Raw genomic sequence first — 15,701 nt, 5'->3', positions numbered from 1 at the left:
GATCTTATGAAATGGTACTTAAAAGCATTAAAACAATACGCAGATTTTAACGGTAGAGCACGTCGTAAAGAGTATTTTATGTTTAGTTTATTAAATTGTGTGTTCATGTTTATAAGCGTAATAATAGGTGTTGCGTTAAGTAAACTATTCAATACACAACTCTTTCTTTTTATATATTTAGTTTATGTATTAGCAGTATTAGTCCCTTCATTGGCTGTAAGTGTAAGAAGGTTACATGATATTGGAAAAAGTGGTTGGATGTTGTTGGTAAATTTTATACCCTTAGTAGGGCCAATCTGGGGCTTTGTCTTATCTATTACAGATACTGAAATGCGAGATAATCAATACGGACTCAACCCAAAATATGAACCTTTTGAACCACAGAAAGAATAAAATATATTGATGGATTCTTAAAAAATTCCATTTTCATCAAAAATAAGAGTTAGATAAACATTCATTACTTTATTTTAAAGTAATGAATGTTTATCTTTTTCAGTTGAACTATAATGCTAATAAAATTTCAAAAACTCATATAAAATCTGGGTTTAAAGGGATTTAGAAATTAAATTGATTTTTTTTCATTATTACATAATGGTTAAAAAATCGCAAAAAAATCAGATTAAATGCACATTGTATAGATTAAATGCATATGTTTGTAGTGTAATTAATTAGCTACATTTATTGTAGCAATAATCTTATTGAAAATGGGTGTTTTAGGCTTTATAAAAAGATTTGTATTATTCGTAACAATTTGGGCAACTGTGTTTGTAGGTATATGTTATGTTTTTCCTTTTCATTATTTCAATCAGAAAGTTTCTGAAGCTTACAATCTAGAGAAAACTTCAGAGATTGATCGTTCTCAAGACTTAGCGGTAGAAAATAAAATTTTTGAATAAGAATAAATTTTATTATTGTTTTATATAAACTTCACCAATAGGTGGAGTTTTTTTGTTTTGTGAAAAACAATATAAGTAGGTTAAAACTATAAACAGGTGAAATTATATATGCTATAAAGTAAAAAAGCAACTTACAAAGTAGTAAGTTGCTTTTTTTTAGTGACCTCGCCAGGATTCAAACCTGGAACCTCCTGAGCCGTAATCAGGTGCGCTATTCAGTTGCGCCACGAGGCCTTTTTGAGGTTGCAAATATATTTCTTTTCTTTAAAACTGCAAATTTTTTTTCAATGAAAATGAACTTTTAGTTTTCAAAGCTTATTTATATCTTCGAAAATTAGTAAACTCACTTATGAATTTAGAAGAATATATTAGAATCGTTCCAGACTTTCCTAAAGAAGGGATTTCTTATAAAGATATTACACCGCTGTTACAAAGCTCTGAAGCTTTAGGTTTTTGTGTGAAAAGTTTTGCTAGTCAAATCAAATCAGAAGTAGATGTAGTGGTCGGTATTGAGTCTCGTGGTTATTTTCTAGCCACCTTACTTGCTAAACATTTTAATACGGGCTTTGTGCCTATTCGTAAAAAAGGCAAGTTGCCTTATAAAACTTTAGCAGAGGCTTATGATTTAGAATATGGTCAAGATGAATTAGAAATTCATATAGATGCTATTAAACCGGGGCAAAAAGTTCTTATTCATGATGATGTTTTGGCTACCGGAGGTACAGCAAAAGCCGCCTGTAATTTGGTAGAACGTTTGGGAGGAGAAATAATTCAATGCAATTTCTTAATCGAATTAAATTTTCTTAAAGGAAGAGAGAAATTAAATGGAGTTGAGGTAAAATCACTTTTGAGTTATTAATTACCCAGTAATTTTTGATTGTGATTGGTAGCATGTTTGGTAACCCAAGCTTTCCAACCAATAATAGCCAATTGAAATTTAGTAGCATTTTCTAATTCTAGCCCTTTTTTAGTATAATTAGGGAGTATAATTTTATTCAGTTTAGAAAGTCCCTTGAAGAATGAAGATTTAAGTCCCATAGTTTTCTTTTAAAAATACAAAAATCCTTAAAGGAATGCTTCAAGGATTTGTTTTTTAAGAAAACTATAGGCTTTTTACTTTGTGTCAATCAAAATGACACCGTCGTTAGCTTTCTTACCATATTTTTTAATAGCTTTCTTTTCTTTTAAAACAGTTACGCTTTTAATTGAATTAGGGTCAAGCTCATCCATATCTACTCTAGAAATTTCTTCTCCGTCGAGAATAATCAGAATATTTTCTTTCTTCAGTATATCTTCTTTGGAGTCTTTTTTTGTGATTTCTACAATATTTTGGTTAGCGTGAGCAGAAGTCGCTTCATTTTTTAAGAAAATTTCTACCACACCATATTTTCCCTCTTCACCATATTTTTCTATAGCGTTTTTATCTTTTAAGATATTCATCTTTTCGATAGTATCTGGATTTATTTTAGAGATTACATTTTCATCATCTGCCTTTTTACCATCAATAATGTAAAGTGGTGCAGGTTGATCACCACTGTATCTAACACTATTATTTTCCTCAGGAAATTCTGAAGCGTTTATTTTATTCGGATTTTTTTCTACAATCGAATTAGAAACACTCTCTTCAGTTTTGATAGTATTATTTTTATTTTCAGAAGTCACTTTAACTCCAGAAAACTGAATAACACTGGCTCTAGTTTCTTCATTTATTTTTACAAATGTTTTTGGTTGCGATCCATTCATTTCATCAACATAGTCAGCAATTATTTCACCTTTAATATGGATAATTCCATTTTTCACCGAATAGTTAGAAACTTTTATAATAGTATTTTTTAATTCTTTTAAGTTTTTTTTATTTCCGTTAAATACAATCTTTTTATTCTCACTTAGTAATTTGCTAATGTTTGAAGAGTTGTTTTTTTTGTTGAAGCTTTTTGATTTACTTTCTTTGGCGCTTACTGTTCCAGCTGTGATTCTGCTTCTTCCGTCTTCATCTAGCGATTGCATAATAAACACTTTGTCTTTAATAGGTCTGCCGTTATTGTTTGTAGTGGCGATAGAAGAGCTGTTGAATTTTGTTTCCTTAATTTCTAGGGTTAGACTTGTGAGTTTATTGTTGCGGTTAAAATTTACATTGCTGTAAGTGATTTGTATAGGGAATTTATCTTCTAAAAATTTCTTGTCAGAATTTAACTGATCTATTGTTGTATTCTTATCATAAACAACTTCGAAATCTTTGAAAGTGTGTAAAATTTCAGTAGAATATACCTGAAAATTTATAGTTTCTTCAATTTCCTCTTGGTTAATATATTCTATTTCTTCCTTCACATTAAAACTCCATAAAAAGAAGCCTAGTAAAGGTAAAATGAAAGCGCTTTTTAGAAAAGCGTATTTTCTTGATGATTTTTTGTTTAACATAACGATTCGTTTTTTGATTAATGATTGATAAAATTGATTAGCTAAACTTGGCGCTTCGTAATTCGTCGAAACCTTTAATAAAGTTAATTCGTAATTTTTTTGTTGCTCTTCGGTTTGATTGGCAATCGCACGATCGGCGATAAATTCTAAATTTTCTAAAATTCGTTTTTGATAGTACCAAGCTAAAGGGTTAAACCAAAGCAGAACTAATAAAAGCTGATTAAGTAAAACGTCTATCGAATGATATTGTCGTGCATGAACCTTTTCGTGCTCAATAATAAATCCAAGGTCATTTTGGTCATACGAATTTAAGTGGTAGGCGATGTAGTTGAAAAATGAAAATGGAGAAAGATTTTCTGTAAGTTCTAAATGAAAAAAACCTTCATTGTCTTTTCGTTTAGGTAGTTTTAACACTTTTAATAAACCAAATAACTGAACTGCAAACCGAACTAGCATAATAATTACTCCCATTAAGTAGGTGTAGAAAATTATTGAAACCCAGTCAAAAGCTTCATCATCAATTAGAGCTGAATTTTCCATAGATAATTCATTTAAATCTATAGGATTAATAGTTGATTCAACATAACTCACTTCTATGAAAATTATAAAAGGACCAACGATCGCACAAAAAATTCCGAATAAAAGAAAATAGCGATTGTGATTAAAAGTAGTCTCTTTTTTAAGCAAGAAGTAATCTACTAAGAAAAACAACCCTAGAATAGCTGAACTTTTTAAAAGGTAAGTGTAGAAATCCATTATTTTTTGTTTTCAATAATTTCTAAAATTTCTCGCAATTCTTCTGCACTAATTTTTTCTTCTTTAGCAAAAAAGGAAACCATCTTTTTATATGAATTATCAAACAACTTCTGTGAAGCATTCTTCATAAAGTAAGAGCTGTAGTTTTCTTTACTAATTATTGGGTAGTAGCGGTGGGTATTCCCAAACGCTTCGTGAGCAACAAAGTTTTTATTTTCCAATTTTCTAACTAGTGTAGAAACTGTATTGTAATGCAGTTTGGTATTGGGCATTTCTGCTAAAATTTCTTTTACAAAAGCTTTTTCTAGCTTCCATAATGCTTGCATTACCTCTTCTTCTTTATTGGTGAGTTTTTCCATGTTATTCTTTAAGTAGTTTACTAATCGTTTTGGAGATCTTTTTTACATTGCCTTCTGTATTTCCTGTAGAAATAAATTGTATGACCCCATTTTTATCGATCACAAAATTTTTAGGAATATATTTAGTGGCGTACTTATTCCAAATTTTTTTATTTGGATCTAAACCAGATTCAAAATCAATTCCTTTTTGTTTTAACTGTATGAGTTTGTTAATAACTTTCTCTTTTTCTTCTCCTCTAGAAATAGCCAAAAAAACAAAATTTTCATTTTTGTAAGGTTTGAAAATTTGTTTAGGAAACTCATAAAGTTCCATTAGACAAGGTGCACACCAAGTAGCCCAAAAGTTTAGCAAAACTACTTTTCCTTTTAAATTTGATAATGTGATTTTTTCTCCAGACGTAAGTGTCACTGTAAAATCTTCTGTTTGATCACCTACTTGAAGTTTGTTACCTTGATTTTCAAAGCTAAATTGAGTATAATCATTGTTATCAATTTTGATTTCTTGACGTTTAGTATTTTTTTGACTAGTATGAGTAGAAATAATTATAATAAATTCTTTATCTCCTATTTTTCCTTGATGCTTCTTAGCAAGCTGATCTCTTTTTTCTTGAGAAACTCCTTTTTTTAAAGAGATAACTTTTCCATTTTGAACTAAACTGTCTAGGGCTTCTTCAGAAATTAATTCGTCGTTAGCAATATAGATATAGCTAGGTTTTTCAATAGTTTTATTTTGGCTATATGAAATGAGGTTAATAAGTAAAAAGGTAAATAGTATAATTTTTCTCATTAGAACAATATATTATGGTTAATTCAAATATAAACTAAAAAATAAGTTAATCAACTATTTTTGTAGTTAATATTTGTTTTCGTAGCTCTAATCGTGTTTTAATTCGTTATATCGAATAATTTGTGTTTTAGCCTGTAGAAGCTTTAGTTTTGTTTATTTAAACAAATAAACCATAGTTTTAATTAATAATGACTCTAGTTAAACTTTTAGCTTTTGCATCTTTTGGTCTAAATTCTTTTATATGATAAAAACAATTACTCTTAAATTTAGCTTGATTTTTATATTTTTTTTAAATCTCTCATTGCATAGTCAAGATTTAGCGATTAATGAGATTATGGCCTCTAACGATGATGTGGTTGCAGATGAAGAAGGTGATTATGAAGATTGGATAGAAATTTTTAACTATGGGAATACCGCAATAAATTTAGATGGATTTGGTCTTACTGATGATAGTGCAGATCTTTTTCAATGGGTTTTTCCTGCTTATATTATTCAGCAGTAGAATACTTAATAGTTTGGTATTCAGATAAATGCACATCTGTAGTAGATCAAAATTTGCACACTAATTTTAAAATAAGTTCGGGAGGAGAAGACATCATTTTTACGAATGCTGATGGAACTGAAATTGACCAAGTGCCCGCTGTAGATTTAGAATCTAATGTTTCTTATGCTCGGCAGCCAGACGGGATAGGATCTTGGTTGTATTTTTATACCAGTACACCCGGTGCAACAAATACAGGGAGTGGTTTTTCTGAATTAATGACTCCGCCAAATTTTTCTTTTTCTTCAGGATTATATACGACGGAGTTCGATTTGAGTTTAACACATTCTAATATTAATGCACAAATAGTTTATACGCTAGACGGTTCAGAGCCAAGTATAACCAATATAGGAGGAACAAGTTATTCTTATAAAAATGAATATCCTTTGCAACCTACAGATGTTCCGGGTCCGTTACTTTATGATCAATATACATCTAATATGTATGCTTCGCCTATACCTATTGAAGATAGATCATCAGATCCTGATGAATTAACAGGTAAAAATCCAAACCAAAACATATTAGAAACGCCATTAAACCCAGTAAGAAAAGCTACTGTTATTAAAGCTAAAGCTTACTTGAATGGTGTTGAGTCTGAAACAATATCTCATACTTATTTTGTTTGGTCGGGAGGTAGCCCTTACGATATACCTGTAATTTCATTACAAATTCAGGAAAATTATTTATTTGATTACAATGATGGGGTGTAAACTGCGGGGGTAGATTTTGATACTTGGCGAGCAGAAAACCCTAATAATACCTAATATTGGCGTCCAAACTGGAATAATTATTGGAGAAGAGGAAGAGAGTGGGAGTATCCTGTAAATATTGAGTTTTTTGAGCCTACAAGTTTAAATTCTGTAATGAATATAAATGGAGGGTTTAGAATTCACGGAAATAATTCTAGAGCTTTAGCGATTAAGAATTTAAGATTATATGCTAGAAGTGATTATAGTTCCGAAGATAAGTTTGAACACGACTTATTTAATGTAGCTATTACAGATGCTCCAGTTTATAATAATAATGAATATAAGCGAATTATGTTACGTGGTAACGGAAGTGGAGGTTCAATCGCTTACGATGTTGTATTTAATAGAGTTATGCAGCCTATCTATAATGGTGTCGCAAGAATACAACCTGCAATTCATTTTATTAATGGTGAATTTTGGGGACTAACCGCCATTAGAGACCGAATGGATAAACGTCACTACGCCTTAAATTTTGATTTAGATGATGATGAAATTTTAATTATTGATTGTAAAGGGGTTAATTGTGATCTAGATGAGGGGGAAGATGCTGATTATGATGAATATATAGCCATGAGAGATTTTATTTTAGACAACGACTTGAGTGTGCAAGCTAATTATGACCAAGCTGCAAACCTTTTAGATATGGAATCTTACATAGATCACATGATTTTAGAAGTTTTTGCCGCTAATGATAGTTATGAAAGAGCCTTTTGGAAAGTTAGAACTCCAGTGAATAATAAATATGGAGATGGAAAATGGAGGGTAAGTATGCAAGACTTTGAAGCTTCTTTAAAAGATAATATCAATTGGTTAGAGAATTGGACAGATCTTAATAACGCTAGTAATGATGCTTTGTTAAATTCTTTATTTGCGAGTACGCAATTTCAAAATCAATTTATCAATAGGTTTGCAGATGTTTTAAATACGGTATTGAATACCACCTATTTTAACGAAGTGGTGAACTTTACGTTTGATGAAGTAAGTCCGTATTTGGCTGAAGACGAATAGCGCTATCCTAAAATAGATTTTTATGAGTCTTCAGAGCAAACAGAATTATTAAATTGGGGTAATTTGCGTCCCGATGTTCAAAGAAATCAGATTAAAGATTTTTTCTCTATAAATACGATTGTAAATTTTAATTTAAATGTATCTGATGTAGAAGCTGGTTTTGTAAAAGTTAATACTATTGAAATTCAAGAAGAAACTCCCGGAGTTTACACAAATCCTTATCCGTGGTCAGGTCAGTATTTTGAAGGTGTGCCTGTTAATTTAGAAGCAATAGCCTTACCTGGTTATGAGTTTTCTCATTGGTCTGGTGATATGACGGGTTCTAACCCTGAGTTAAACATTACGCCTTCAGTAGATATGCAAATTCAAGCAAATTTTGTGAGTGTGCCAATGCCTTCAGATGAAGTGGTATATTTTTGGTTGATGGATGGTGATATCCCTAATGATACTTCATTACTGGGGTTAGATGCTACTTATGCTAGTAATAATCTTTCTGCAACTATAAATTATAGCAGTTGTTTAACCGGATATCCGTTTACAGATACACATCCAGATTGGAGAACAGCTTCTTTTGAAAGAAAAAGCTCTCCTACAGCTATAAATTATGTTTCCGAGGCTAACGATGATATTCCTTATTCAGAAGATATTATGAAAGGAGTACAAGTAAAGCAACCCTTTAAGTTTGGTTCTTTAGAAAATTATTTAGAATTTTTAATGCCTACTAGAGATTTAGAAAATATCAAGTTTTCTTTTGCTGTTGAAACAAATGGAGCAGCAGAAACCATCTTGATTGATTATTGGGATGGAAATGCTTGGTCTACAGATGGGCTAGTAAATGCTACAGTAAGTATTCCTGAAGATTATGAAATTAGAGAATTTGATTTTTCTAATGTAAGTCTGGCTACCAATAATCCAGATTTTAAAGTGAGAATGCGTTTTGATGGTGAAGATATGTTTATGGATAATGGAGATAAAGTAAAATTGAATAACATAGCCCTAATGGGAGATTCTACTTTGTCATCTAAAGAATTTTCAACACAAAATCTTATCAATATATATCCAAATCCTACTTCTGGTTTTGTAAATATTGAATCTGAAAATTTAATTTCTAAGATAGAGTTGTTCGATATCTTCGGAAATTTAATTCAACAATATTCAGAAACGAATAAGAAAACAACCATAAATATGGAATCTTTTGCTGCTGGAATGTACTTTTTAAAAGTTCATTCAGAAAATCATCAGCAAACCTTAAAGCTTATGAAGCGTTAATCCATTAAAACTTAAAATTAAAAGTCCCCTTTTTTAGCTGAAAAAGGGGACTTTTAATTTTAAGATAAGTTAATTCACAGAAAACTTCTAGATTGTTTCTATTATCTTCGTATTTAAAAAAAAAGAAGAACATGTCTATAGTATTAATCGTTGCTGGTTTTATTTTGTTGGTAGTTGGAGGGGAGTTTTTAGTGAGGTCTTCCGTAGCATTATCGTTTAAATTGAATATTTCTAAAATGGTTATTGGGTTAACGGTAGTTTCATTTGCCACTTCTTTACCAGAACTTTTAGTGAGCTTGCAAGCTGCGATGGAAGGATTTTCTGATATAAGTTTAGGAAATGTAATAGGTTCTAATATAGCTAATATTGGTTTGGTTTTAGGGATTACTACTATTATAAGTAGTATAGATGTAGATAAAGATTTCTATAAATTCAATTGGCCAGTCATGCTCTTATTTTCGGTAGCTTTATATGTTTTTCTTCAAAGCGGTTATGAAATATCTAGAATAGAAGGCGTTATTTTTTTAGGCGCAATTTTAGTTTACTTATTTATTTTAATTAGAAGAGCAAGAAAAAATGATGAGGTAATTACAGAAGAGGTAGATGATAAATTACAGGTCGTTTCTTATTTTAAAATAATTATTTGGTTAATTATTGGTGGGGCAGCATTGTATTTTGGTTCAGAATGGTTGGTAGAAGGATCTGTAGATTTAGCAAATAAAATGGGAGTAAGTCAACGAGTTATATCGGTAACTATGATTGCTATTGGAACTAGCGTTCCTGAATTGGCAGCTTCTGTAATTGCAGCACTTAAAAAAGAAAAAGCCATTTCTTTAGGTAACCTAATAGGCTCTAATATTTTTAATATTGGTTCTGTGTTAGGTGTGACTGCTATTATTAGTCCTATTCATTTAGAATCAAAAGAGGTGTTAACCAATGATATTTTTTGGATGCTTGGTTTTGCTGTAATTTTGTTACCCTTAGTTTTTCTTCCAAAGCGTTATACGTTTAGTAGGTATAAGGGTCTTGTTATATTTATCGGGTATGCTTTGTTTTTAGGTTTAGCTTTTGTAAGCTAGTTTTTTTTAGGGTTAAATTAAGATTAACCTTGTTTTTTGGAGAACTTAACAAAAAAATATAGGGGGTGTTTGTAAAAATGTTACTTTTGTGTTCAGCAACACAAAAATTAATTTATAAATGTCAACGCTAAGATTCCAAGCTTTAAAAAAATCATTAAATAGAAAACCTATAGAGGTTAAAGAACCTCATAGGCGTTCAGAAATTTTCGGTAAGAATGTTTTTAACGAGATGGCTATGCGCCAATACTTAACTAAAGACTCTTACAAAAGTGTAATGGATGCCGTTCAACATGGCTCTAAAATCAATAGAGATTTAGCAGATCATATCTCTACAGGAATGAAAGAATGGGCTATCTCTAAAGGAGCTACTCATTATACGCATTGGTTTCAGCCATTAACAGGTTCTACTGCAGAAAAACACGATGCTTTCTTTGAAACTACAGGAAATGGTTCTGCAATTGAAAAATTTGGAGGTGGTTCTTTAGTGCAACAAGAGCCAGATGCTTCTAGTTTTCCTAACGGAGGAATTAGAAATACTTTTGAAGCTAGGGGGTATACCGCTTGGGATCCTACTTCACCGGCATTTATTTTAGGAACTACACTTTGTATTCCTACCGTATTTGTTTCTTACACAGGAGAAGCGTTAGATTATAAAGTACCTTTATTACGTTCGTTACAAGCCTTAGATGGTGCAGCAACAGAGGTGGCTAAATATTTTGACAAAAAGGTTACTAAGGTTAATGCAACTTTAGGTTGGGAACAAGAATATTTCTTAGTAGATGCAGCATTAGCAGCTTCTCGTCCAGATTTAGTGATGGCAGAACGAACCTTATTAGGTCACGCTCCAGCTAAAGGTCAGCAATTAGACGATCATTATTTTGGTTCTATTCCTACGCGTGCACTTAACTTTATGCGTGAACTAGAGAACGAATGTATGTTATTAGGTATTCCTGTTAAGACTCGTCACAACGAGGTGGCTCCTAATCAGTTTGAATTAGCTCCAATTTTTGAAGAAGTAAATTTAGCAGTAGATCATAACCTGTTGTTGATGGATGTGATGGATAAAGTTGCTGAGCGTCATCATTTAAAAGTTCTTTTTCATGAAAAGCCATTTGCAGGTGTAAACGGTAGTGGTAAACATAATAACTGGTCACTATCTACCGATACAGGAGTTAACCTTTTAGGTCCTGGTAGTACCCCAATGAAAAATTTACAATTCTTAACTTTCTTTGTAAATACGATTAAAGCAGTTTACGATAATGAAGAATTAATTCGTTCTTCTATCGCATCTGCTTCTAATGATCACCGTTTGGGAGCTAATGAAGCACCACCAGCAATTATTTCTGTATTTATAGGTTCTCAATTAACTAAAGCTTTAGATGAATTAGAAAAAGTTACCGATGGTAAACTTTCTCCACAAGAAAAAACAGATCTTAAGTTAAATGTAGTTGGTAAAATTCCTGAAATTTTATTAGATAATACAGATAGAAATAGAACTTCACCTTTTGCTTTTACGGGTAATAAATTTGAGTTTAGAGCCGTAGGTTCTACAGCCAATTGTTCTAACCCAATGACAATTTTAAACGCAATTGTTGCTAAGCAATTACAAGAGTTTAAAGTAGAGGTAGATAAGCTTATCAAAGATAAGAAAATGAAGAAAGATGATGCCATCTTCAATGTGCTTAGAGAGTATATTAAAAAATCTAAGAAAATAAGATTTGAAGGAGATGGTTATGGAGAAGCTTGGGAGAAAGAAGCTAAAAAGCGAGGTCTAAGTAATAATAAAAAGACTCCGGAAGCTCTTAAAGTAAAAAAAGCAGACAAGACCATTAAATTGTTTGAGGAATTAGGAGTGATGAACCGTGTAGAAATGGAAGCTCGTCACGAAATTGAGGTTGAAGAATACTCTATGCATATTCAAATTGAAGGAAGAATTTTAGGTGATATCGCAAGAAATCACGTAATACCAACTTCAATTAGATACCAGAATATCTTAATTAAGAACGTACAAGGACTTAAAGATATTTATGGAGACGACTTTAAAAAACATGCGAGTGAGCAACTGTCAATCATTGAAGAAATTTCAAATCATATCGAGAAGATAAACAAAGGAATTACAGAAATGATCGACGCTCGTAGACAAGCAAATAAAATTGAAGATACAGAAGAAAAAGCTTTTGCTTATTGTGATGAAGTAAGACCTTATTTCGATGAAATTAGATATCACTGTGATAAATTAGAAATCTTAGTAGATGACGAATTATGGCCATTAGCTAAGTATAGAGAAATGTTATTTAACTAGAAGTGATTTTTTTTTGTAATATGACCCCGTTTTTATAAATGGGGTTTTTTTATTTCCCTATTTTTGCAAATCCAATACTAGAAAATATGAGTCAAGAAGTAAGTAAACGTTATGCCCAAAGAGGTGTTTCCGCAGGAAAAGAAGATGTACATAATGCAATTAAAAATGTAGATAAAGGTTTATTTCCTAAGGCTTTTTGTAAAATAGTTCCTGATTATCTTACTAAAGATGAGAATTATTGCCTTATTATGCACGCCGATGGTGCTGGTACGAAATCTTCTTTAGCTTATATGTATTGGAAAGAAACCGGAGATCTTACAGTATGGAAAGGTATTGCCCAAGATGCACTTATTATGAATATTGATGATCTTTTATGTGTTGGGGCTACAGAAAATATTCTACTTTCTTCTACTATTGGAAGAAACAAAAACTTAGTTCCGGGAGACGTAATTTCTGCAATTATTAATGGCACAGAAGAGCTAATTTCAGATCTAAAAACTTTTGGTGTTGAAATTCATTCTACAGGAGGAGAAACAGCAGATGTTGGAGATTTGGTGCGAACCATAATTGTAGATTCTACCGTAACGGCTAGAATGAAAAGAGAAAATGTAATTGATAACGCAAATATTAAAGCAGGAGATGTAATTGTTGGGCTTTCCTCTTCAGGTAAAGCTTCTTACGAAAAAGAATATAATGGCGGAATGGGAAGCAATGGTTTAACTTCTGCACGTCACGATGTTTTTAATAAAGAATTAGCAGTGAAATATCCTGAAAGTTTTGATAATACAATCCCTTCAGAATTAATTTATTCAGGTACTAAAAGTTTAACTTCTACCGTTGAAGGTGCAGAATTAGATGCCGGTAAATTAGTGCTTTCACCAACGAGAACCTATGCGCCTATCATCAAGAAAATTCTTTCTAAATATTCTTCAGCAGAAATTCACGGAATGGTGCATTGTAGTGGAGGAGCACAAACTAAAATTCTTCATTTTATTGGTGATGATTTACACATCGTAAAAGATAATATGTTTGAAGTGCCGCCATTATTTAAACTTATTCAGCAAGAAAGTAAAACAGATTGGAAAGAAATGTACCAAGTGTTTAACATGGGACATCGTATGGAAATCTATGTTCCACAAGAGTATGCAGAAGAGATCATTACGATTTCAAAATCATTTAATGTTGATGCTCAAATTGTTGGAAGGGTAGAAGCATCAGAAGCTAAAAAACTTACAATAAATAGCGAATTCGGAAGTTTTACTTATTAGATAATTTATTTTTTGATGATGAGCAAGAGTATTTTGTTTGTGTTTATGGTCTTATTATTAGGCGTAAGCCATGCGCAAACACGGGATAGTATAGTGCCAATTAATCAAATAACACCTTTGGCAGTTAAAAATTTATCTCCTCCTGCTTCATTAAACAGGCTGAAGAGGTATAGCAAGCGTCATCCCAATATTAAATTCTGGAAATCGTTAAATAGAATAGGAGTAGATTTAAGTGAAGTAGCTTTTGTAAACTGGAATGCTGGAGGTGCAAACTCTGTTGCTGGTTTGGTAAATGTAGACTTAAAAAGAATTTACGAACGCAAAAATTTACGTTGGAATAATGAGCTAATCGCACGTTATGGTATAAATCAACAGAAAGGGCAAGAATTAAGAAAAACCGACGATCATCTAGAGATTAATTCTACTTTTGGTTATCGTAAAGACACGTTATCTAATTGGTATAGTTCTGCTAAGATGAATTTTAGTACGCAATTTTCTAATGGTTATAATTATCCAGATATTTCTAATAAAATTTCAACCGTGATGGCTCCTGCTTATTTCTTTTTAGGAGCGGGTTCAGAATATAATGATGAAAAACTTAATTTAAATATTTATGCTTCACCGCTAACTCTGCGTTCTACATTTGTATTAGATCAAGAATTAGCCAATAATGGCTCTTTTGGGGTAGAACCTGCAATTTATGACGAAGATGGTAATTTAATTAAAGAAGGAAGAAATACAAGAACAGAACTCGGTATTTTAATTACCAATGAATATAATATTCAGCTTTTTGAAAATATAGGGTTAACTAACAAACTGAGTTTGTATACAGATTATATCAACAAATTTGGAAATATAGATGTAAACTGGGAGCTTAATTTTAACTTTAAAGTAAACGAGTTTGTACTCGCAAAATTAGGATCTCATCTTAAATATGATGACGATATTAAAATGCAACAAGAGAACGCCGATGGAGAATTAGTAGATGGTGGCCCTAAAGTGCAATGGAAACAACAATTGGGAATAGGCGTTATTGTTGAATTGTAAGTCTAGCGTTAGACAGTTAATTTGAGAACAATTAAGTCTAACTTTTACGACAACTTAAATTATCGATATATAAATTCATTAAAAATATCGTAAATTTGTCAGAATTACGATGAAGAATTATGATAGATAAATTAAATATAGTTAAGCAGCGGTACGATGAGGTGAATGATTTAATTATTCAACCCGATATCATTTCAGATCAGAAAAGGTACGTAGAACTCACTAAAGAATATAAAGACCTTAAGGCTTTAATGGTCGAAAGAGAAAAATACGTAGAGCTTACTAATAATATAGCTGAAGCTGAAGAAATTATTGCTGATGGTGGTGATGCCGAAATGGTAGATATGGCCAAAATGCAATTAGAAGAAGCAAAAGATGAATTACCTGCTTTAGAAGAGAAAATAAGAATGTTACTCGTTCCTAAAGATCCCGAAGATGCTAAAAATGCTGTAGTAGAAGTTCGTGCGGGAACTGGTGGTGATGAAGCTAGTATCTTTGCCGGAGATATTTTTAAAATGCTTACCAAATATTGCGAAAACAAAGGTTGGAAAGTAAGTACAGTAGATTATTCTGAAGGTACCAATGGCGGATTTAAAGAAATTCAGTTTGAAGTTTCTGGAGAAGATGTTTACGGAACTTTAAAATATGAAGCAGGAGTACACCGTGTCCAGCGTGTGCCTCAAACAGAAACTCAAGGTCGTGTACACACAAGCGCAGCTACCGTAATGGTATTTCCAGAAGCAGAAGAGTTTGATGTGCAGATAGAACCTAAAGATGTACGTATCGATTATTTCTGTTCTTCAGGACCAGGAGGTCAGTCGGTAAACACCACGTATTCAGCGGTACGTTTAACACACGAACCTACTGGGATTGTAGCCCAATGTCAAGACCAAAAATCACAGCATAAGAACAAAGAAAAAGCCTTTAAAGTACTGCGTTCTCGATTATACGATATGGAGTTGGCGAAGAAACAAGAAGAAGACGCCGCAAAACGAGGCTCTATGGTTACTAGTGGTGACCGAAGTGCGAAAATTAGAACCTACAATTATTCTCAAGGTCGTGTAACAGATCACCGTATTAACTTAACGCTTTATGATTTATCAAATATCATAAATGGTGATATCCAAAAAATTATCGATGAGCTTAAACTTGTTGCTAATACAGAAAAATTAAAAGAAGCTTCAGATGCTTTATAAAATATAGCCCGCTTTATAAAGTGGGC

The 15,701-nt window shown here is 31.9% G+C and carries 16 protein-coding genes and 1 tRNA gene; 12 read left to right on the top strand and 5 right to left on the bottom strand.

Annotated features, from left to right (window positions below):
- The first annotated feature begins 6 nt into the window (after window positions 1-6).
- On the top strand, window positions 7-393 hold the full coding sequence (locus KW502_RS04350) for a DUF805 domain-containing protein (RefSeq protein WP_219039312.1): 387 nt from the start codon (window positions 7-9) through the stop codon (window positions 391-393).
- Between the two features lie 311 nt (window positions 394-704).
- On the top strand, window positions 705-896 hold the full coding sequence (locus KW502_RS04345; protein ID WP_219039311.1) for a hypothetical protein: 192 nt from the start codon (window positions 705-707) through the stop codon (window positions 894-896).
- A gap of 160 nt (window positions 897-1,056) precedes the next feature.
- Here KW502_RS04345 and KW502_RS04340 read toward each other — a convergent pair.
- Window positions 1,057-1,130 (bottom strand) — tRNA-Arg (locus tag KW502_RS04340).
- Between the two features lie 115 nt (window positions 1,131-1,245).
- Here KW502_RS04340 and KW502_RS04335 point away from each other — a divergent pair.
- A complete protein-coding gene (locus tag KW502_RS04335) occupies window positions 1,246-1,755 on the top strand; it encodes an adenine phosphoribosyltransferase (protein WP_219039310.1) in 510 nt (169 codons plus the stop codon).
- On the opposite strand, the gene KW502_RS04330 is transcribed toward KW502_RS04335, so the two are convergent.
- The 4 genes from KW502_RS04330 to KW502_RS04315 form a co-directional block, all read right to left on the bottom strand.
- Window positions 1,752-1,934 carry an SsrA-binding protein gene (locus KW502_RS04330; protein WP_219039309.1) on the bottom strand — a complete coding sequence of 61 codons (183 nt, stop codon included), beginning with the start codon at window positions 1,932-1,934 and terminating at the stop codon, window positions 1,752-1,754. The two genes, KW502_RS04335 and KW502_RS04330, sit on opposite strands and share 4 nt — an antisense overlap.
- Before the next feature lie 75 nt (window positions 1,935-2,009).
- Window positions 2,010-4,070, bottom strand: a complete 2,061-nt coding sequence (locus KW502_RS04325) for a M56 family metallopeptidase (protein WP_219039308.1) — start codon at window positions 4,068-4,070, stop codon at window positions 2,010-2,012.
- On the bottom strand, window positions 4,070-4,429 hold the full coding sequence (locus KW502_RS04320; RefSeq protein WP_219039307.1) for a BlaI/MecI/CopY family transcriptional regulator: 360 nt from the start codon (window positions 4,427-4,429) through the stop codon (window positions 4,070-4,072). The genes KW502_RS04325 and KW502_RS04320 overlap by 1 nt, the downstream gene beginning before the upstream one ends.
- Window position 4,430: 1 nt before the next feature.
- Window positions 4,431-5,216 carry a TlpA family protein disulfide reductase gene (locus KW502_RS04315; RefSeq protein ID WP_219039306.1) on the bottom strand — a complete coding sequence of 262 codons (786 nt, stop codon included), beginning with the start codon at window positions 5,214-5,216 and terminating at the stop codon, window positions 4,431-4,433.
- Window positions 5,217-5,457: 241 nt separating this feature from the next.
- On the opposite strand from KW502_RS04315, the gene KW502_RS04310 reads away from it, so the two are divergent.
- The 9 genes from KW502_RS04310 (at window position 5,458) to prfA (ending at window position 15,675) form a co-directional block, all read left to right on the top strand.
- Window positions 5,458-5,718, top strand: a complete 261-nt coding sequence (locus tag KW502_RS04310) for a lamin tail domain-containing protein (RefSeq protein ID WP_219039305.1) — start codon at window positions 5,458-5,460, stop codon at window positions 5,716-5,718.
- Complete coding sequence (locus KW502_RS04305; RefSeq protein WP_219039304.1) at window positions 5,685-6,467, top strand: chitobiase/beta-hexosaminidase C-terminal domain-containing protein; 783 nt, start codon at window positions 5,685-5,687, stop codon at window positions 6,465-6,467. The genes KW502_RS04310 and KW502_RS04305 overlap by 34 nt, the downstream gene beginning before the upstream one ends.
- A 153-nt stretch (window positions 6,468-6,620) precedes the next feature.
- Window positions 6,621-7,514 (top strand): CotH kinase family protein, encoded by an 894-nt coding sequence (locus KW502_RS04300; RefSeq protein ID WP_219039303.1) that lies wholly within the window; start codon window positions 6,621-6,623, stop codon window positions 7,512-7,514.
- Between the two features lie 63 nt (window positions 7,515-7,577).
- Window positions 7,578-8,783 carry a T9SS type A sorting domain-containing protein gene (locus tag KW502_RS04295; RefSeq protein ID WP_219039302.1) on the top strand — a complete coding sequence of 402 codons (1,206 nt, stop codon included), beginning with the start codon at window positions 7,578-7,580 and terminating at the stop codon, window positions 8,781-8,783.
- 131 nt (window positions 8,784-8,914) lie between these two features.
- Window positions 8,915-9,862, top strand: coding sequence for a calcium/sodium antiporter (locus KW502_RS04290; protein ID WP_219039301.1), 948 nt, complete (start codon window positions 8,915-8,917; stop codon window positions 9,860-9,862).
- 118 nt (window positions 9,863-9,980) lie between these two features.
- The gene (locus tag KW502_RS04285; RefSeq protein ID WP_219039300.1) at window positions 9,981-12,164 is read left to right on the top strand and encodes a glutamine synthetase III family protein; all 2,184 of its coding nucleotides are present in this window, start codon (window positions 9,981-9,983) and stop codon (window positions 12,162-12,164) included.
- Window positions 12,165-12,250: 86 nt separating this feature from the next.
- Complete coding sequence (locus KW502_RS04280) at window positions 12,251-13,432, top strand: AIR synthase related protein (RefSeq protein ID WP_219039299.1); 1,182 nt, start codon at window positions 12,251-12,253, stop codon at window positions 13,430-13,432.
- 18 nt (window positions 13,433-13,450) lie between these two features.
- A complete protein-coding gene (locus tag KW502_RS04275; RefSeq protein ID WP_255554066.1) occupies window positions 13,451-14,479 on the top strand; it encodes a DUF3078 domain-containing protein in 1,029 nt (342 codons plus the stop codon).
- Window positions 14,480-14,598: 119 nt separating this feature from the next.
- Window positions 14,599-15,675, top strand: a complete 1,077-nt coding sequence (gene prfA / locus KW502_RS04270; RefSeq protein WP_219039297.1) for a peptide chain release factor 1 — start codon at window positions 14,599-14,601, stop codon at window positions 15,673-15,675.
- Window positions 15,676-15,701: the final 26 nt, after the last annotated feature.

It is taken from the genome of Mesonia aestuariivivens (assembly GCF_019311235.1).
Lineage (GTDB): Bacteria > Bacteroidota > Bacteroidia > Flavobacteriales > Flavobacteriaceae > Mesonia > Mesonia aestuariivivens.
Note: the sequence above shows the minus strand (reverse complement) of the source record. Positions and strands in the feature narration are given on the sequence as shown.